This is a genomic window from Clostridium perfringens, from assembly GCF_016027375.1.
Lineage (GTDB): Bacteria > Bacillota > Clostridia > Clostridiales > Clostridiaceae > Sarcina > Sarcina perfringens.
In genome coordinates, this window is the sequence record NZ_CP065681.1 from 1,459,152 (window position 1) to 1,479,477 (window position 20,326).

Consider the following 20,326-nt stretch of genomic DNA (forward strand, 5'->3'; position numbering starts at 1 on the left):
AATATATTTATAGGAATTTTGAAAGGAGAAGTTAAATGGCTGTTAAGAAAATAGTTCAAATAGGACACGAAGCTTTAAAAAAGGTTTCAGAACCTGTTAAAGATGTTAATGAAGTTAAAGGATTAATACAAGATTTAAAAGATACATTAGCAACTGTAGAAGGAATAGGATTAGCTGCACCTCAAATAGCAGTTAATAAAAGAGTTGTTTATATAAATTTTGGAGATGGTGAGAATGAATATGTTCTTATAAATCCAGAGGTAACAGGTGTTTCAAAGGAAACTTATGAAGATTATGAAGGTTGTTTAAGCTATGTAATGCATGAGGGATTAGTTGAAAGACCAAGAGCAGTAAGAATACAAGCTTTAAATGAAAAGGGCGAATTAAAAGTTTATGAAGCTCAAGATCTTTTAGCAAGATGTTTCTTACATGAGATAGATCACTTAGAAGGTATTATGTACGTTGATAGAGCTAAAGAAATGTACGAATTAGTTGAAAAATAAATAGCTAGTTTAAGAGTATAGATTTAAAAATCTATACTCTTTTTTTATATTTTTACAAAAAAAGTCTTGATTATCGTTTACAAAAGTATTATTATATAGTTAATCGGTTCACTGAATCGGTTAACTAGGGAGGGATATTAATGAATAAGATATGTGTACTTGGAAGTATGAATATGGATTTAGTTTTAAAGGTTAAAGATATGCCTAAAGTAGGAGAAACTATACTCTCTAAGTCATTTCAAAAAATAGCTGGTGGAAAAGGAGCTAATCAAGCAGTAGCAGCTAAAAGAAGTGGCGCAGAAGTTTTCATGATTTCTAAAATAGGAAAAGATGAAAATGGAAGAGAGTTAAGAGATAAATTAGTAGAAGATAATATAGATGTTAAATATGTTTTTGAAGATAGAATAGAGCCAACTGGAATGGCTTTAATAATGGTAAATGATAATGGAAATAATTCAATAATTGTTAATGCTGGTTCAAATATGACATTAACAAAAGATGAAATACATAGTGCTGAAAATTTAATAAAAGAATCAGATATTATAATTTCACAATTTGAAACACCAGAGGATATTACAATAGAAGCATTTAAAATAGCTAAGGAAAATGGAAAAGTTACAATATTAAATCCAGCTCCAGCTAAAAAAATAAAAGATGAATTATTAAATTACACAGATATAATAGTTCCAAATGAAACAGAAGCGGAGCTTTTAACTGGAATTGAAATAAAATATATAGAAGATGCTAAAAAAGCTGGGGATATATTCTTAGGTAAAGGAGTTAAGTTTGCAATTATTACTCTTGGTGAAAAGGGAGCAGCTTTAATAGGAAAAGATTTTTGTGAAATAGTTCCAGCGTATAGAGTTAATGCAATAGATACTACAGCTGCTGGAGATAGCTTCATTGGAGGCTTAAGTTCAAAGTTAGATACTAAAAATTTAGGAAGAGAGACTTTAAGTAGTTCCATAAGATTTGGAAATAAGGTATCATCAATAGCAGTACAAAGGAAAGGGGCTCAACCATCAATACCATATCTAAAGGAAGTTTTAGAAGTTTATAAGGGAGAAGAGTAATTATGAGAAAAACAAGTTTATTAAATAGTAACATAAGTTCAGTCATATCAAAGATGGGACATACTGATATGTTGGCTATAGGGGATTGTGGATTACCTATACCAAAGGAAACTGAGAGAATAGACTTAGCTTTAATAAAAGGCGTACCAGGCTTTATAGAAACTTTAAAAGCTATTTTAGAAGAATTACAAGTAGAAGAGGTACTTATTGCTAAGGAAACAGAAAAGGTAAGTCCAGAATTATTTACAGAAATAAAAGAGATTATAAAAGATACTAAAATAACTTTTATATCACATGAGGAATTAAAGAAAGAATTAAAAGATTGTAAGGCAGTTGTTAGAACTGGAGAACAAACTCCATATGCAAATATAATCTTAAAATCAGGGGTTGTTTTTTAAAAAAGTTTAAAAATGAATATTCTGCTCAGTATTTATTGGGTGGAATATTCTTTGCAAAATAGGAATTTATTTTGGGAGGTGTAGTAAATGGGTGAAAGAACACCAATGCTAAAAATGGTAGGTGTATCAAAATCCTTTCCAGGAGTCAAAGCTTTAGATAATGTTAGTTTAATGGCTTATGGTGGAGAAGTTACTGCTTTAATGGGAGAAAATGGAGCAGGGAAATCAACTTTAATGAAAATACTAAGTGGAGTATATAAAAAAGATGAAGGTAAGATATTCATTGAAGGAAGGGAAGTAGAAGTAAAGGGAATTAAATCAGCAGAAGAAGCTGGTATAACAATAATTCACCAAGAACTTAGTGTTTTAAATAACTTAACTGTTTCAGAAAATATATTTTTAGGTAATGAAAAACATAGTAAATTTACAGGAAGAATAAATAAAAAATTATTAGATGAAAGAAGTAAAATGTTCTTAGAACAAATTGGTTGTGATATAGATCCAAATAGATTAGTTAGTACTCTTAATGTAGGTGAAAAGCAAATGATAGAAATAGCAAAAGCTTTAACTAAGAATGCTAGAATAATTATTATGGACGAACCTACTACAGCCTTAACTGATGTAGAGACTGAAAACCTTTTTAAAGTAATAGAGAATTTAAGAAAAAAGGGAATAGCAATAATATACATATCACATAGAATGGAAGAAATATTTAAAATATGTCATAGAGTAGAAGTATTAAGAGATGGTAAATATGCAGGAAGTGCAGAAATAAAAGACATAGATAATGATAAGCTTATAGCAATGATGGTTGGAAGAACCATAGAGGATCAATTTCCATACAGAGATGTTAAAAAAGGAGATTTAGCTTTAGAAGTTAAAAATCTTAGCTGTAAGGAAGGAGTTAAAGGAGCTTCATTTACTCTTAGAAAGGGAGAAATATTAGGAATTGCAGGTCTTATGGGATCAGGCAGAACAGAGCTTGCAAAAACAATATTTGGAGAATATAAAAAAACAAGTGGTGAAATTTCTTTAAATGGAAGTCCTATTAATATAAATTGCATAAGTGATGCCATAAATAATGGTATATGTTATCTTTCAGAGGATAGAAAAAAAGAGGGATGTATTTTAGGAATGTCTGTTGGAGAAAATATGACCTTATGTAACTTAAAGAAATATGAAAATAAGTTTAAATCTCTTGATAAAAAAGAAGAAGCAAAGGATATAGAGTACTATATTAAGAAGATAAACATAAAAACTCCAAATAAGGAACAATTTATTAAGAATTTAAGTGGAGGTAATCAACAGAAGGTTATACTTGCTAAATGGCTTATGCTATCTCCAGAAGTATTAATAATTGACGAGCCAACTAGAGGAATAGACGTAGGTGCAAAGAAAGAAATTTATGAACTTTTAAATGAACTTAAAGCTAGTGGAAAAGCCATAATAATGATTTCTTCAGACTTACCAGAGGTTTTAGGAATTAGTGATAGAATTATGGTTATGAGTGAAGGAAGAATCTCTGGGGAATTAAATAGAGATGAAGCAAACCAAGAAAGTATAATGAAATTAGCCGTTGGAATAAACAATTAGGGAGGATTACATAATGAAAGCGAATGTTAAAGCAAATATATCTAAATATAAATCTCTTATAGGACTAGTATTATTATGTATAGTTATTACTATAGTTACTCCAAACTTTTTAAGTGTATCTAATATAACTAACGTATTTACACAGGTTTCAGTTAATGCAATCATAGCAATAGGTATGACTTTCGTAATTTTAACTGGTGGAATAGACTTATCAGTTGGATCTACTTTAGCTATTAGTGGTGCCGTAGGGGCTTCTATTGTTAAGTCAACTGGAAACGTATTCTTAGCAATTATAGTGGCAGCTGTTATTGGTATAGCAGTTGGATTAATAAATGGTTTATTAGTATCAAAAGGAAAACTACAAGCATTCATAGTTACTTTAGCTACAATGACAATATTTAGAGGAGCTACTTTAGTATTTACAGATGGTACTCCAATATCAAAATTACCTGAAGCTTTTGTTAAAATAGGAAATGGTAAACTTGGATTTATGCCAATACCAGTTATAATAACAATAATAATAGCAATCATAGCAGTATATGCTTTATCACAAACAAGATTTGGAAGATATTTATATGCTTTAGGTGGAAATGAAGATGCTTCAAGATTATCAGGAATAAATACAGATAAGATAAAAACTTTAGTTTATGTAGTATCAGGTTTTGCCTCAGCTATTGCAGGGGTAATAATAACAAGTAGAATAGGATCTGCTTCACCTAATGCAGGAACAGGATTTGAATTAGATGCTATCGCTGCTGTAGTAATAGGAGGAACTTCTTTAGCAGGGGGAGAAGGAACAATTACAGGTACTTTAATAGGTGCTCTTATTATAGGTGTACTTAATAATGGATTAAACCTTATGAATGTATCACCATTCTATCAATCAATAGTAAAAGGTTTAGTTATATTAATAGCAGTACTTTTAGATAAAAAGAGCAGAAAAAATTAAGAAGCTTAAGAGGTGAGTTTTATGCATATAAATAAAAAGATATTTTCAGTTGGATTAATGCTCATGATGCTTATGACTTCATTTATAGGGTGTGGAAGAGATAATAAGCCTAAAATAGGAATGGTATTATCAACTCTTAATAACCCATTCTTTGTAAATATGAAAGATGGAGCAGAAAAAGAGGCTGAAAAATTAGGATATGATTTAGTAGTATTAGATTCTCAAAATGATCCAGCTAAGGAAAGAGCAAATGTAGAGGATTTAGTACAATTAGGAGTTATTGCCTTACTTATAAATCCAACAGATAGTGATGCCGTAGTTAAGACTGTTGAGGTAGCTAACAAGAGTAATATTCCAGTAATAACATTAGATAGACAAGCTAATGGTGGAAAAATAACAAGTCATATAGCTTCAGATAATATAAAAGGTGGAGAAATGGCTGCTGAGTATGTATTAGATAAATTCAAAGATGAAAAAGGACCAATAAATGTAGTTGAGATACAAGGTATTCCAGGTGCATCAGCTACTAGAGATAGGGGAGAAGGATTCCATAATATAATGGATAAAAATGATAAATTTAACTTTATTTCAATACAAGCTGCTGATTTTGATAGACAAAAAGGTCTTCAAGTTATGGAAAATATAATCCAAGCTAATCCTAATATACAAGTTGTATTTGCTCACAATGATGAAATGGCTTTAGGGGCAGTTAAAGCAATTAAGGCTAGTGGAATAAATGCATTAGTTATAGGATTCGATGGAAATGATGATGCTAAAGATTCTATAGATGCAAATGAAATGACAGCTACAATAGCTCAACAACCAGATTTAATTGGAGCATTAGGAGTAGAATTAGCTAATAAGATATATAATGGTGAAAGCATTAAAGATAAAATAGCAGCAGACCTTAAGGTATATACTAAATAAGTAGTAAAATTTTAGATTTGTTTTGATTAATAATATTAAATAATGCTTGTATATGCTAAATAGTAGGGGTATAGGTAGTCATAATATGGTATAATTACTGTTGTTATAAAAGGAAGCGGACAAGAGGTGTTGCGTAAAATGGGAAAAACTACATTACTAGACATAGCTAAAGCAGTAAATGTATCAAAGACCACTGTATCTATGGTATTAAATAATAAAGAAATAAATGTTTCAAAAGAGACTAGAGAAAAAATATTTAAAGCTGCAAAAGATATGAATTATATACCAAATTCCTTAGCTAGAAGCCTAAGTACTAAAAAGAGTTATACTTTAGGTATGATAATACCAGATATTCAAAACCCTTTTTTCTCAGAAATGGCAAAGGCCATAGAAATTGAAAGTGAAAAGCATGGTTATAGTATTATTTTGTGCAACACTCTCAATGAAAAAAAGAAAGAAGAGGAATACTTAAAACTTTTAATTAGTAAATTAGTAGATGGTGTTATAATAGCAGCTTGTGGTGATGGTAAAGAGTGGATTAAAATTCTAAAAAATAATAAGATTCCTTTTGTTATGATAGATAGAATGGTTTCAGATGAAAAGAATGCTAATGGTGTATTTTGTGATAACAAGAAAGGTGTTGAATTAGGAGTAAATTACTTAGTTAATAGGGGTAATAAGCATATTGCCTTTGTTACAGGAAAGGCTAATTTAGAAATAGCTAATTTAAGACTAGAGGGTTTCAAAAATACTGCAAAGAGCTTGGGAATATCTAATGAGACCATAATAGAAGAATCAGATTTCTCTATGGAAGGTGGAATAAATGCCACAGAGAGAATAATTAAAAATAATAAAAAGGTAGATGCAATTTTTTATAGTAGTGATGTTATGGCAATTGGAGGTATGAAATACTTAATAAGAAACGGATATAAAATACCTGAAGATATAAGCATATTAGGTTATGATAATATAAACATTTGTTCTTATATGGAGCCAGAATTAACTACCATAGCTCAACCAATATATAAAATTGGGGAATCTTCTTGTAAACTACTTATGGATTTAATAAACAATAAATCTTTAAAAAGCAAAATAATAAATTTAGAGCCTTCTTTAGTAGAGAGGAGAACAGTAAAATAATTAAATGAGGTTGTGTCAAAAGTCTTATTAAAAGCTAGTTTGATACAGCCTCATTTTTATTTTCTTCATTTTACTTTAAAATAAGTTTTGTAAAAAGTAAAGTTAACATAGTTTTTCAGAGAAAATAAATTTATGTTATAATTATAAGATATGAAGCACTTAAATAGAGGAGTAAATATGTTAGTTGAAGATTTATTGTTACAAAGGTTTAAAGAAGAAACTACAGGAAGAAATTATGCTAAGGGACAAAGAATAATAAATAACGATCTTGTGGAGTCAGTAGAAATAGAAGACGAGGAAGATTTAGTAGCTGTTAATGGAATAGTAATTTCAGAACAATTATTTAGTAAATATAGTACGAAATTAGAGATAGATATTAGAAGTAGGGGGATTTTATCAACATATTGTACCTGTACTGATTATGAAAAACATGAGTTTAGTAAGGAAAATTATTGTTGTAAGCATTTAGTAGCAACTTTTTATAAAGCTTTAGAGGATTTAGCTAAGAAAAAAGAGTTTAAAGAGGATAAAAACTTATTTTCTAAGAAGAAAGAAAATAAAATTTTAGATTTAATTCTTCAAGAGGAAACAGATAAAGAAGAGTTAAAAATAGAGGTTTATATAAATAAAAATGAGTGGAGTAATAGCATATTAGCAGAGTTTAAAATAGGAACTAAGTCCATGAGTTCAAATAAACTTTATATATTAAAGGATATTGAACAATTTTTAGTAGCTTACTATAATAGAATACCTATTAAATATAGTAAGGTTTTTACTTTTGATATAAGGGAACAAAAGTTAAGTACTAAGGATAGGGAGTTAATAGAGTTTATAGAAAGCTTAAAAGAGATAGAAAAGCCAATAAAAAGCTTCTTAAGAAATAGAGATACATTTATAGAGGGTAAAAGCATAAAGATACCTAATTATTTAGTAAGAGATTTTTTTCGTGTTATAAAAAATCATAGAATTTATTTAAATGAAGGATTTTTTTATAGAGCAGTAGAAAGTGAAGTGCTTTTTGAAGATGTTCCAATAGATTTTTCTCTAAAGGATTCAAAAAATAATTTTGAACTGAGCTCCTTAAACGGAATGCCTAAGGTTTTAGGGGATAGAGCTGATGTATTCTTATATGGAACTAATATATATATTCCTAAAAAAGATTTTTGTTATAAAATAAAGAATTACTTAGATATATTTTCTGAAGGAAAGGTCATAAAGATTGATAAATGTGAAGAGGAAAGAGTATTTAGAAAGCTAATACCTTCCTTAAGAGATTTAACTGAGAATGTAGTTCTTTCTAAAAATATAATGAATAAGACGGTTTTAGAGCCTGTAAAATTTAATTTTTACTTTGATAAAGAGGGGAAAGAAGTAACTTTAACCTTAAAAGTAAAATATGGTTCTTATGAATTTAATATATTTGATGATTGTAAGGAAAAAATAATATATAGAGATATAAAAAAAGAAAAAGAATTAATTGTCTTAATTGAGAGATTTAGCCTTGAAGAGATAAATAAAAAGTTTTATTTCTATTTAGGAGATGAATATATATTTAGCTTTTTTAAGTATGATGTATGCAAATTACAAGAGTATGGAGAAGTATATTATTCAGAAAACTTTAAAGGTATAAAAAGCTTAGGAAGCAAGGGGATAAAGGGAGACATTAAACCAGGAAGATATAATTATTTTGAGTTTGACTTTAAAATAGGAGATATACCTAGTGAGGAAACAAGAGAAATACTTAGAGCTTTTAGGGAAAATTTAAAGTTTTTTAAACTTAAAAGTGGAGAATTTCTTGATTTAGAAGAACTAGAATTAAAGCAATTTTTAAAGTTATTAGATTCAGTGGATAATGGAGATTTAGAGAAAAATTGCCTAGAAATAAATAATAGTAGGGCATTATATATAGCTAATTACATAGAAGAGAAGGGGATTAGATATATTAAGGGGAAAAAGAAGTTAAATGAATTGAAAAGTAAATTTAAAAATATAAATAAACTGTCCTTTGAAGTTCCTAAGGATCTTAAGGCTAATCTTAGAGAGTACCAAAAGTTTGGATACAATTGGCTTAAAACTTTAGAGCATTTAGGCTTAGGGGGAATTCTTGGAGATGAAATGGGTCTTGGAAAAACTCTTCAAGCAATTACCTTTATTCTTTCTAATAAGGGAAAGAAAACACTAGTAGTAGCACCAACTTCCTTAATATATAACTGGAAAGAAGAATTCAATAAATTTGCACCTAATTTAGTTGTGGAGGTATTAAATGAAGGCAAGGATAAGAGAGAAGAAGCTTTAAGAGATATAGAGAGTAAGGATGTAATTATAACTACCTATAACTTATTAAAAAGAGATTTAGAGGAATATAAGAAGATAAACTTTGATTATTGCTTTATTGATGAAGCGCAAGCTATTAAGAACCCAGATTCTCAAAATTCTGAAGCTGTTAAAGAGGTTAATTCAGAATATAAATTTGCTTTAACTGGTACCCCTATGGAAAATTCTCTTATGGAACTTTGGTCTATTTTTGATTTTGTAATGCCAGGATATCTTTATGATAGAAAAAGATTCACTGTTAGATATTATAAAAAATTAAATGAAAGTGAAGAAGTGTTAAATGAAATACATAGCCTTATAAAACCTTTCATACTAAGAAGAAAGAAAAAAGATGTTATAAAAGAATTACCTGATAAGATTGAAAAGATGCACTTAGTTGATTTAGGGGAAGATCAGAAAAAGGTATATTCAATATATGCTAATAATGCCTTATCAATTATGGAAAAGAAACAGGATGCAGAGGAGTTTAATAAGAGTAAAATAGAAATATTATCTTATATAACTAAACTTAGACAATTAGCCTTAGACCCTGCTGTAACAATAAATGATTATATGGGGGAAAGTGCAAAAATAGAGGCTTTAGTTGAAATATTAAATCAAGGAATAGAAGAAGGACATAAAATCCTTGTGTTTTCACAGTTTACTTCAGTATTAAAAAATATAAGTAGTAGACTTAAGGAAGAAAAAATTTCTTTTAGTTACTTAGATGGAAGTGTTTCATCTAAGAAAAGAATAAATATGGTTAATGAATTTAATGAAGGTGAAAACTCAGTATTTTTAATAAGCTTAAAAGCTGGGGGAACAGGACTTAACTTAACTTCAGCAGATATTGTAATTCATTTTGATCCTTGGTGGAATCCAGCAGTAGAAAATCAGGCAACGGATAGAGCACATAGAATGGGACAAAAAAATGTAGTAGAGGTTATAAAATTAATAGCTAAAGGAACTATTGAGGAAAAGGTAGTAGCTCTTCAAGAGGAGAAGAAGGAATTGATTTCTAAGATTATTGAAGAGGGAGAATTAGGAGCAGGAAGTACATTTAATACCTTAAGTGAAGAAGAGTTGATGGATTTATTTAAAGTAGATTATTTAGGTTAATAATAAACTATAAGATAATAAATTTAGGTGATTTAAGAAACGCTGAGCTTTAGTATATAGTTAATAATGAGCCCTATAAATAATTTAAAATAATAAAGTTTATTAATATAAAAAAGAGCTTATATGAAAATAGCTTATGAATAAAACTTACAAAAATTAAAAAAATCATTTTTATTAATTTGAAAAATTAGATTGTAAGTTTTATTAAGCTTCATATAAGCTCTTATATTTTTATAAAATTAAGATAATATTATTAAGGTTTATAGTTTAATTTTATATGTGTTTATAATTTAATCACATAAATAAGTTTTTTATCTCATTATAATTTTCATTCTAAATATGGTTATAATGAGATCGTTACTTAAGAAATAAGCTTTAATTAATATATAAACCCATTAGAGGCAGGGTTATAAATTACTTTTCTAGAGTAAGGACAATTAATAAGGGAATCAACTGTTGAATCTAATAGGTTTATTATATCTATTAATGGCACCTTTTCTTTAAGGGAATATTGTAATTTACTTTGAAGTTTAATTAACTCATCTTTATTTATTCCACATACCAATCCTAAATCTTTTTTTAAAAGAGTATAATAGCTTAAAGAAGCAGTAAGATTTTCAGTTAAGAGTATTAACCTATTTATATCCTTATCTTTTTTTTGAATATTTCTAAGTGTAAGCTTGTTACACATGAGCTTTATATGGATGGTTAAGTTTATTATTTCCTCTTCATTTTTTGAAGGATTTTTTATTAGATCTTCTGCTAATATATTTACATATTTTATTAATTTAAGGCTTAATTCCTTTAGCCCTTGATCTAAGTTATAAGGAAATAAAAATTTATTAGCTAAGAAGGTTATTAATATACCTAAAGCTAAATAAAAAACTCTAAAAATAGCTAAGGTATTAACTCCATAGCTAAGAGATGCCATGCAAATAGCAGAGATGGCAGTAAAGAGAGAGAGCTTATAATAGCTTTTAAATCCATAGGTTAGATACAGGCTACAAACTAATACAATAATATGCACAACTTGGCTTTGAAACAAGTTTAAAATAATAATTACAAGAAAAATAGCTAAAAGATTACCCTTTAATCTGTCTTTACTTTTATTTAAGGTCTCTTCATAATAAGGTTGCATTATGGACATTATAGTTATTCCAAGCCAACTCATTTTAGTAAAATCAAATAGATAGCTAAGAAGTAACACAAGGCTTAAAGTTAAAGAGATTCTTAGGGCAAAATTAAGTTTTATTGTTCCAAAATGAAGAGAATCTCTAAATTTAAATTGGTTTTTATCGGTATTTTTCCATAAATCATAGCTTTTATATCCTTCTCCTTCTTCAAGAGTAGTCATATCAGCCAAATATAAATAAAGATTGGTTACTGAAATAGATAAGTCATGAAAAAAAGTGAACTGATCAGGTAAATCTTCATGAAATCTATTTAATCTATACAGTTGTTTATCTATTTCATAATAAGAAATCTCATCATTTAAATATAATCTTAAAATATTTATAGATTTTTTTAATTCCTTTAAAAATGATTTAATTAGGGCACTATTGTAATTAAGCTTTGAGTATAGCTTATTTAGATTATATAAATCTAAGTTTAAGTTTTCTAATATTACATATATTTTAAATTGAATACTGCCTAAATTATTAGTTAAAATTTTTCTCTTTCTTGTAGTATAAAGGTTATAACAAATAGTAGTAAGTTCTTTAGAGATAGATTGCTGTAAAACTGAATTATAACTTCTAAAAATAAGGTTATCTACTTGGCTTTCAAATAAAAATAAAGATTTATTTATGTTATCTTTTATTAAGGATTTATAACTTAGCTTGTTTAAAAATAAGTGAAAGATTATTATTAAACTAAAGCCAAAGAAAATAGATAATAATCTTCTAGGTAAGCCTTGAAAGTCTACCTTATAAAAATAAGTAAATACATATAACATTAAGAATGGTTTGTATAATAAAGGAGTGTAGGCAACTGAGAGCTTATAAGCTATGAAAAATATGGTGAAGAAGTTTATTATAATTCCTAATAAAAAATTGTTTGATGCTAAAAAAGATAGAACAACTATAAAACAATATAAAAATAAAAGTCGTATAGTTTTTTCTAAGGGATTTATTTTAAAATTTTCTTTTAAAAGAATTGAGGAGGTTAAAGCTATTGGATATGCTAAGATTGCATTATTAATTCCAAAGAATATCCAAGAGGCTAAAAATGTTAAACATGCAATTGTCCCCTCACGTTTCATAGAATCCACATCTAAATTATATTTCTTTATAAGTTTATCAATCATAAACATCACCTAAACTAATATATAATAAATTTATTATTCCACTTAATATATAAATTTATGTTATAAATTAAAAAAGGAGCTATATTAAAATATAACAAATAAAACTTACAAACATATTCTGAGAATTACTAGATTTAGCTAAGAATTTATAATTATTACTCCGAAGATATTACTAAAACTTCGAAACTTGCTACGCTTCGAACAGTCTCAGTTTTTTAACGTAATATCTTCTGCGTAATAATTTAAATTCTAAAGCTCATCTAGATATTCTCTTCATATTGTTTGTAAGTTTTATAAAAAGTTATTTCAATACTATCCTTTTTAGTTTAGATTTGGAAAGATTGAGCTAAGTAAGGGAATAGTACCATTAAATACTATTACTATTTTATTATTTTCTACCTTTATAGATTTTATTTGAAGGTATTTTATTATATCCTTAAATGAAAGGATTATATCTCCATTAGTTTTGTCAAAGGAAAGTATTGAATTATCTTGTAGGTTTTTAAAGATAGTATCCTTAGAAATATCAATAAAGCCAACCTTTCCTTCTTTATAGTGGAATATTCCTTTACCATCCTTACTTTGAGCTGTAAAGGTAAGTTTTCCTTGGAAAGGTATATCTTTATAGTTTACATCTACATAAATATTAATATCATCGTTTTCTATATCAACCTTTAATCCCTTAAGATCTTTTATTGCATCAGGTTCTTCACGCAAAGCTAGTATAAATAAATCTGTTAATTCAGAATCAGAAAATTCAGTTGTAGAGCTAACATTTATTTCTTTTAAAGAAAGATTTATATTGTTAGGAAGGAATTTTTTTATTAAATTCCAATCGTTAAGTTCTATGTTAGAATTTATTGAGGTTACAGATACTTTAGGAGCAAAATATGATTTATAAACTGCTTTTACTCCAAAAAAACAAGCTAATATTAAAATTAATACTGATAATACAACTATAAAAAGTTTATTTTTCTTTTTAGTCATGTTAATTATCTCCCATCTATAAGAGTTTATTAATTCAATTATAAACTAAATTAATTTAAATTTCACTTGTTTTCAAATGAAAGTAACAGATAAGGAGATAGAAGATAAAATAATATTATAACTATATAAATTAGGAGTTAATATGATTGAAACTGATAAGGGGAAAATAATAGATTACAAATTAGGTGATGTTACAGGAGATGGTATTAGTGACGAAGTTTATATTATGTCCTGTGCCTTTAATCAATGTTTAAATAGACATTGGTTAGTTATTAAAGAGGGAAATTCGGAAAAGGTTTTAAAATATGAATTAACAGAAAATAATTATAATTTTGAAGTTCATTTAGAACCCTTTAGGGATCCAAATAAATTAGATATATTTATAAGATCCATAGGTGATTGTTTTGGGGGATGTGTTAAGGGGCAAATTTTTACTTATGAGGGAGAGGAATTAAAGGAAATATTTAATACCAATGATTTCTATGAGAAAAATAAAGTAAGTGCTTTTTATAGAGATGATTATAAAGTTGAGGTACTTAACTATGAAAGAAATAAAAAATATATTGTTGATATAAAAGAAAATTTTAAATATTATCTAGACTTTGTATATTCTGGAGATGGAAAAGTAAAAGAAGGAAAGGAGAAAGCAAATATAAGTAGTGTATGGGGATGTAATTCATATTATCCTATGGGAAGTGAAATTGCTAATTTAAGTATTGTTCAAAAGGTTATTGGTCAAGCAGCTACGGATAATATAGGTCTAATTGAAAGTACATTAAAATGGCAAGGTAATTCTTTTAGTATAATTGATCAAACAGTAATTTTGAAAGGAAATTTTATAAATCAAAATAACAGAAGTAAAGAAATAAGTAATAAAAAAGATTTTTTAATTGGTACAAGAAATCTTTATGAAAATAACTGGAAAAGTTTAGATGAATATATTGATGATAATGTAAATTTTGATTCATCATCAATATATTGGTATTATTTAGCTGTATTACAATTCTTTGCAAAAGATTTAATTGAAGCTTTAAAATCAATAAATATGAATTTAAGTTTTCAATATCCCTATCCTTCAAAGGAAAAAGCTCTAATATTAAAAGAAAATATTGAATATAGTATTAGATTAAATAAATAATTAGTTTTTAAAGTAGCTTTCTTATATAAAATAGTGCTTAAAATGTTTTATACTAAATTTTATACAAGGCCAAGATAATATAATAGTGTCATATATAAGACTTATTAGTTAGTGAATTTCCTTGAAAAAAACCATAAAATATTATTAGAAGGTTTATTTTGAGGTGAAATTTATGGAGACGGAAAGTTATTTGCTTAAGATATCTACATTAGGAACATTGTTTTTTGCTGTGTTAGGAATAGCATGGGGATGAACTGTAAAATCAGAGATGATTTTATTTGATGGAATGTATTCCTTAGGTGGTGTAATTTTATCATTACTAGCCCTAATGGGAAGCATTTATATAAATAAAAAAGATTATGAGAAGTATCCCTTTGGTAAGAAGATGATAGAACCTTTAATAGTAATAATTAAATCCTTAGCAATTTTTATTATGTGTATATATTCACTTACAGGTTCTATTAAAGATTTAATAAATGGGGGTAATGAAGTTCAATATGGGTATGCCTTAATATATGCCCTAATATCAACTTTAGGGTGTGGAATTGCATATTTTTTCTTAAAGAAAAAAGGAAAAGCTATTAACTCAAGTTTAGTAAATATAGAAAGTAGTCAATGGTTAATGGACACTTTATTAAGCCTAGGAGTTTTAGTAGGATTTTTAATAGCAAATATAATTAAGCATACAGAGTTTATTTGGTTTAATAGATACTTAGACCCATTAATGGTTATTATTTGTTCATCGGTATTTATAAAAATGCCTATAAAGTCCTTCGGTGATGGATTAAAAGAACTTTTAGAGTTTAAGGCAGATGATAGTATAACTTTAGAAATAGATAAACTTGTAGAGGGAATAGAGAGAGAATATAACTTTGAAGATACTATTACAAGGGTTTCTAAAACGGGAAATGATTTAAGAATAGAAATAGATTTTATATATAATGAAGAATCTAATATTAAAGTATTAGATGAAATGGATGGGGTAAGAGAAAAAATATTTAATTCTTTATCACATATAAATTATGAAAAATGGCTAAATGTATCCTTTACTAAGGATAAAAAGTGGGCTATATAAAAGCTTAAATTAAAACTTATAAATAGTTTAATAAACAACTTATAAGTTTTATTTATAGGCTATTTATATAGCCTAGTTTATTTAGAAAAAGTTAGCTTGGTGAGGGCTTGAATACTCATTTAATTTTTTGCTAAGCTCTTCATTTTCTTGTATCATATTTTTTACTAGGTCAATTGATTCTTTATCTAATTGATATTCTTTTTCATGTAAAAACTTTTGAAACATAATTATACCTGTCTTAAAAGCTTTTATGCTTTCTTCTAGAATTTCACTATCTGTATCAGCTGTAACAGTTTTTATATTGTAAATAGCCTCAGAAGCTTTTCCTAGAATGCCAACATTTGAAGCTGGTGAATCACCAAGAGCAGATATTTTACTTGAAAGTTCACAGGCTTCCTTAGAGTAAAGGTTTATAACATCATTAAGTAAATTTTTTAAGTCATTAGACTTACATTTTTTTTCGTAACGTTTAAAAATATCCATTCCCATATAAAGCCCCTTAAGATTATCGTTTAAAGCTTCACTAGGAGTTCTATCTGTAATTTTTTCCATGAATATCACCTCTAATTTATTTTGTCCTTTTATAAAAAAATAATTAGAAAAATTTATTTTAAATAAGAAATTCTTAGTTTTATATTAATATTTTAAAAAAGTGTCCCAGTACACATTTATTAATCATATACTATATTAATATTATGTAAAGGGGATGTGTTTTTTATGGGTTATTCAGATTATTGTTGTAATAGGTATAAGACTAGTATGAATTATATAACTGAGGTTAAGTTTGATGAGAGAGCTGATGGAGATGATATTCCTGTATCTATAGATTCTAAAAATCCAACTTTAATGCTTGAAGTTGGATTTGATATAGTAAATGCAAGTGATATTATATGGTTGCATGGAGTTATTGTATTAGATCATGAGTATGAATCAGATATAGAAGATGGAGAAGAAGGAAGAGAAGAGGATAATGCTAATATAACTATAGTTATTCAAAAGGTATCTTCCTTAATGAAAGATCCAAAACCTATATATACTTTAGAAGTTGATTTAGCTCCACGAAGTGATGATGTAGCAATACCATTTTCTCATATTTCAACTGAGACAGAAATACTTCGTGATGTAAGATATAGGGTTGTAGTTTATTCTGATAGAATGAATGAAGAAGATGTTGATATAGAAGGACCAAATACACTTATGGCAATTAGATTTACAAAGTAGCATAATAAATAATAGATTTAATAGAGGGGCTGTATCAAAATATAACAAATAAAAGTTATTTTGATACACGCCCTTTTTAATTTTGAAATAATTTAAAAATTTTGGTATGAGTTATTTAAAGTTAAAATAATTTAGATGAATAAGTATTAAGTTACATTATTTAGTTTGTTGATTTTAGAGTATATTAATAGATTTTGTAATAGAAAATATAATTGAACTTAATAATAAAATCTAATATAATTAACAATATGATGTAGGCAAGTTATAATAATGACTTTATGAAGGAAAATAAATTGATTATACCTAAAAATATGTTCTATCTTTAATATGATTTTAGCTAAATAGATTAAGATTATAGAAGAATTTAAATGATTAAAACATATTTCGTGAAATAAAGGTGTAAAAGGACTTACATTGTTAGTAAATAATAATGAAGTAGTCTTTTACACCTTTTTTAAGGTGTATTCTAGAAATTAAAATTTTTTGTTTTATAAATTATTTTTTATTATTTATTATTTAAATGAGAAATTAAATGGGACTATTTAGTGAGGGAGGTATTTATTATGAGTGATAATAAGATTTTAACTTATGAGAGAGAAGTCCTTTCAGAAACTAAAAGGTGGATTGAAAGTGAAGAGGAAAGATTAGAAGGTGAAAAGTTAAAAGCCAATGAAAAATTAGATGCTTTAAATAAGAAATCTAAGGGAGCCTATGATCCAGAGATAGAAATAGTTAAGAAGTCTGTGGACTTTTTATCAAAGGAAGAAGAAAAATTTAAAGAAGCTTATAATAAGCCATACTTTGCAAGAATAGATTTTAGGGAGTATAGAAAAGAATTCGAAAGTTTTTATATAGGTAAATGCGGACTTGGGGATATGCTAGAAGGAGAAGAAAAGGTAATAGATTGGAGAGCACCCCTAGCTGATCTTTATTATAGTGGTACTCAAGGAGAGGCATATTATAAGGCACCTATTGGGGTTATTGAGGGTGAGCTTAGCTTAAAGAGAAAATTTCTTTTTGATAATGAGCATAAATTAAAGGAATGTTTTGATGAGGGAATTAATGAAATTATTTTAAAATCTGGTCTTAATGAAGAAGGGGATGGGTTAATAGACGAATTCCTTAGAATTAATTTAGAAAATAGCACAGGGACTAAATTAAAAGATGTAGTAGCTACTATACAAAAAGAGCAGAATGATATAATAAGAGCACCTAAAAACTCACCTTTAATAATACAAGGGTCAGCAGGTTCAGGAAAAACCACTGTAGCTCTTCATAGACTAGCTTATTTATTATATAGATATAAGGAAACCATAACTGGAGAAGATATTTTAGTTATAGCACCAAATAAAATATTTTTAGATTATATTTCTGAAGTGTTGCCTAACTTAGGAGTAGATAAGGTTGAACAAAAAACTTTTGAAGAACTAGCCTTAAAAAAGTTAGGTATGAAAGGTAAAGTTATAACTAAGGATAAAAAATTAGTAGAAATTTTAGAAAATGATTTAGAAAAAAATAAATATATAATGAATGATAGTAAAATAAAAGGGTCTATATTATTTAAAGAAATGTTAGATAGATATATTCAAATTCTTGAAAGAGAAGATAGCGATATAGATAATATAAGAATTTGTGGATATTCAGTTTTTGATTCAAAGGAGATAAAAAGATTATTCCTAAAGGATTTAATAAAATATCCTGTTAACAAGAGAAAGGATGAAATCAAAAACTATTTTTCTAAGAAATTAGGAGAAAAGGTAAGTAAGGTTTTAGATAAGGTTGATTTTCAGTATGAGTATAGAATAGCTAGACTTAAAAAAAGTATGGAAGATTCTAAAGAAAGAAGAGAAAAACTTATAGAGCTTTATGATGAGAGAGATAATCATAAAAAAGAAATAAAAAAGTCTGCTAGAAAAGAATTTAATGAATACTTTAATAGATGGAAGGGTATAGATACCACTAATGTTTATAAAAATTTCTTTGAAAACAAGGAGATTTTTAATGAAGTAACAGGGGGAAAAATACCAGATAAGTTAGCTGAATATATGAGAGAAAATTTGGCTAATAATATAGATAAAAAAATAATAGATTCAGATGACTTAGCAGCTATGCTTTATTTAAAATTTAGAATAGAAGGAATAGAGGAAAGCAGCTTATTAAAACATATTGTCATTGATGAGGCACAGGACTATTCTATGCTACAGTTATATGTTATGTCTATGATGGCTTCAGGAAAGTCTTTAACAATAGTTGGAGATATTGGTCAGGGAATATATTCATTTAAAGGAATTAATGATTGGAAAGAGGCTATTAAATTGGTTTATGATGAAAATGCAGAGTATAAGCACTTAAGCCAAAGCTATAGAAGTACAGTAGAAATAATAAATTATGCGAATAAGGTTTTAGTTAAACAAAATACCTATGAAGAGCCAGCAAAACCAGTTTTAAGACATGGAATGGTTCCAGAGGAAATTGAGTTTAATAATGCAAAAGAATTTTGTGAAAGATTAGATAGAATAGTTAAAAAAGTAAAAGATGAAGGAAAAACTTCAATAGCTATAGTTGGTAAAACCCTTGATGAATGTAAGAAGATAAGAACTTTAGTTAAGAAATATTCAAATTATGACTTTGAATTAATTAAAGATGATCAAAAAGAGTTTGATTTGAATTTAATAATTATACCGTCATATCTTACTAAAGGATTAGAATTTGACTGTACTATAGTTTATAATTTAAATAAAGAAAATTATAATGATAATGAAATAGATAAGAAACTTCTTTATGTGGTTTTAACTAGAGCGTTACATTATGAATATATATTTTATAAAGAGGAAAAATCACCTTTAATAGGTTGATTTAGGAGGAGAAATAATGGAAGAAAAACAAATAATGGCTTTTAGAGATGAAGAGGGAAATAAAGTTGAATTTGAGGTTGTTGCTAAAATATATTTAGGAGAAAAGAACAAAAAAGAATATATAGTTCTTTCACCAGTAGAAGGTAACGGAGATGAAGCTGATGACTTTGTTTTTAGAGTTGATAAAGTAAATGATTCAGTTGAATATAACTTAGTTGAAGATGATGAAGAATTTAGATTAGTAAAAAAAGAATATAAGAAGTTATTATACTAAAAAGAGGTAAATATTATGGAGAAGTATAGAATAATAAATTTTTTATCTACTAATGGATTAACAGAAATAGAGGAAGTTTCTTCAGAAGACAACAGATTAGCTCTTAAATTTTATTATGATTTTGAAGATGTAGAAATACAAGGTGCTAAAGCTTGTGCAAATGATGAAACAGACTATGAAGAAGATAGTAATCCATGGATTGTGGAAGGTGTTATTCCATATTTAGATGATATTGCAACAGATAGTGTTGAAGAGATTTTAGAAGAAGTTATGGAAGACTTTGAAATAATAGCTAAAGCTGAAGGATATGAAATAGAAGCTAGCAATTATTCAGGAAAACAGTTCTTAGCTGTGTTCTTACCAGAGGATGAAGAACTAGAAATAGATGATATTTTAGATGAATTAAAATAATTTTTAGAATAGTTTTAAGTTTATACTTAACTAAAACTATCTTAA

Annotated in this window: 17 protein-coding genes; 14 read left to right on the forward strand and 3 right to left on the reverse strand. The window is 27.1% G+C overall.

Going from position 1 to position 20,326, the window contains the following annotated elements:
• Positions 1–35 precede the first annotated feature (35 nt).
• The 8 genes from def to I6G60_RS07215 all read left to right on the forward strand — a co-directional run bounded on the left by def (position 36) and on the right by I6G60_RS07215 (position 10,015).
• The gene (gene def / locus I6G60_RS07180) at positions 36–503 is read left to right on the forward strand and encodes a peptide deformylase (RefSeq protein WP_003449734.1); all 468 of its coding nucleotides are present in this window, start codon (positions 36–38) and stop codon (positions 501–503) included.
• A 140-nt stretch (positions 504–643) separates the two neighbouring features.
• Positions 644–1,576, forward strand: a complete 933-nt coding sequence (gene rbsK, locus I6G60_RS07185) for a ribokinase (RefSeq protein WP_003456067.1) — start codon at positions 644–646, stop codon at positions 1,574–1,576.
• Between the two features lie 2 nt (positions 1,577–1,578).
• The gene (gene rbsD / locus I6G60_RS07190) at positions 1,579–1,974 is read left to right on the forward strand and encodes a D-ribose pyranase (RefSeq protein WP_003456057.1); all 396 of its coding nucleotides are present in this window, start codon (positions 1,579–1,581) and stop codon (positions 1,972–1,974) included.
• An 87-nt stretch (positions 1,975–2,061) separates the two neighbouring features.
• Entirely contained in the window at positions 2,062–3,567 is a 1,506-nt protein-coding gene (locus I6G60_RS07195) for a sugar ABC transporter ATP-binding protein (protein ID WP_003456071.1), read from the forward strand.
• Between the two features lie 13 nt (positions 3,568–3,580).
• A complete protein-coding gene (locus tag I6G60_RS07200) occupies positions 3,581–4,516 on the forward strand; it encodes an ABC transporter permease (RefSeq protein WP_003456058.1) in 936 nt (311 codons plus the stop codon).
• A 21-nt stretch (positions 4,517–4,537) separates the two neighbouring features.
• Positions 4,538–5,443 carry a ribose ABC transporter substrate-binding protein RbsB gene (rbsB, locus tag I6G60_RS07205; protein WP_003456075.1) on the forward strand — a complete coding sequence of 302 codons (906 nt, stop codon included), beginning with the start codon at positions 4,538–4,540 and terminating at the stop codon, positions 5,441–5,443.
• Positions 5,444–5,581: 138 nt separating this feature from the next.
• Entirely contained in the window at positions 5,582–6,583 is a 1,002-nt protein-coding gene (locus I6G60_RS07210; protein WP_197925678.1) for a LacI family DNA-binding transcriptional regulator, read from the forward strand.
• Between the two features lie 177 nt (positions 6,584–6,760).
• Positions 6,761–10,015, forward strand: coding sequence for an SNF2 helicase associated domain-containing protein (locus I6G60_RS07215; RefSeq protein WP_197925680.1), 3,255 nt, complete (start codon positions 6,761–6,763; stop codon positions 10,013–10,015).
• A gap of 379 nt (positions 10,016–10,394) precedes the next feature.
• Here I6G60_RS07215 and I6G60_RS07220 read toward each other — a convergent pair whose 3' ends face one another.
• Positions 10,395–12,320 (reverse strand): FUSC family protein, encoded by a 1,926-nt coding sequence (locus I6G60_RS07220; protein WP_197925682.1) that lies wholly within the window; start codon positions 12,318–12,320, stop codon positions 10,395–10,397.
• Positions 12,321–12,641: 321 nt separating this feature from the next.
• Entirely contained in the window at positions 12,642–13,307 is a 666-nt protein-coding gene (locus I6G60_RS07225) for a hypothetical protein (protein ID WP_197925684.1), read from the reverse strand.
• Positions 13,308–13,449: 142 nt separating this feature from the next.
• Here I6G60_RS07225 and I6G60_RS07230 point away from each other — a divergent pair, with 142 nt between their 5' ends.
• Complete coding sequence (locus I6G60_RS07230; RefSeq protein ID WP_003449696.1) at positions 13,450–14,445, forward strand: hypothetical protein; 996 nt, start codon at positions 13,450–13,452, stop codon at positions 14,443–14,445.
• Positions 14,446–14,713: 268 nt separating this feature from the next.
• The gene (locus tag I6G60_RS07235; protein ID WP_003475427.1) at positions 14,714–15,520 is read left to right on the forward strand and encodes a cation diffusion facilitator family transporter; all 807 of its coding nucleotides are present in this window, start codon (positions 14,714–14,716) and stop codon (positions 15,518–15,520) included.
• Between the two features lie 81 nt (positions 15,521–15,601).
• Here the strand turns inward: I6G60_RS07235 and I6G60_RS07240 are convergent, their stop codons facing one another.
• A complete protein-coding gene (locus I6G60_RS07240) occupies positions 15,602–16,072 on the reverse strand; it encodes a ferritin-like domain-containing protein (protein WP_003455895.1) in 471 nt (156 codons plus the stop codon).
• A gap of 165 nt (positions 16,073–16,237) precedes the next feature.
• Here I6G60_RS07240 and I6G60_RS07245 point away from each other — a divergent pair, with 165 nt between their 5' ends.
• From I6G60_RS07245 to I6G60_RS07260, 4 genes are all read left to right on the forward strand, one after another.
• Positions 16,238–16,741: a hypothetical protein gene (locus I6G60_RS07245; protein ID WP_003456073.1), complete on the forward strand. Its 504-nt coding sequence runs from the start codon at positions 16,238–16,240 to the stop codon at positions 16,739–16,741.
• Positions 16,742–17,304: 563 nt separating this feature from the next.
• A complete protein-coding gene (gene helD / locus I6G60_RS07250) occupies positions 17,305–19,596 on the forward strand; it encodes an RNA polymerase recycling motor HelD (protein ID WP_110082646.1) in 2,292 nt (763 codons plus the stop codon).
• Positions 19,597–19,612: 16 nt separating this feature from the next.
• Complete coding sequence (locus I6G60_RS07255) at positions 19,613–19,870, forward strand: DUF1292 domain-containing protein (RefSeq protein WP_003449706.1); 258 nt, start codon at positions 19,613–19,615, stop codon at positions 19,868–19,870.
• Between the two features lie 15 nt (positions 19,871–19,885).
• The gene (locus I6G60_RS07260; protein ID WP_003449533.1) at positions 19,886–20,281 is read left to right on the forward strand and encodes a hypothetical protein; all 396 of its coding nucleotides are present in this window, start codon (positions 19,886–19,888) and stop codon (positions 20,279–20,281) included.
• The last annotated feature ends 45 nt before the right edge of the window (positions 20,282–20,326 follow it).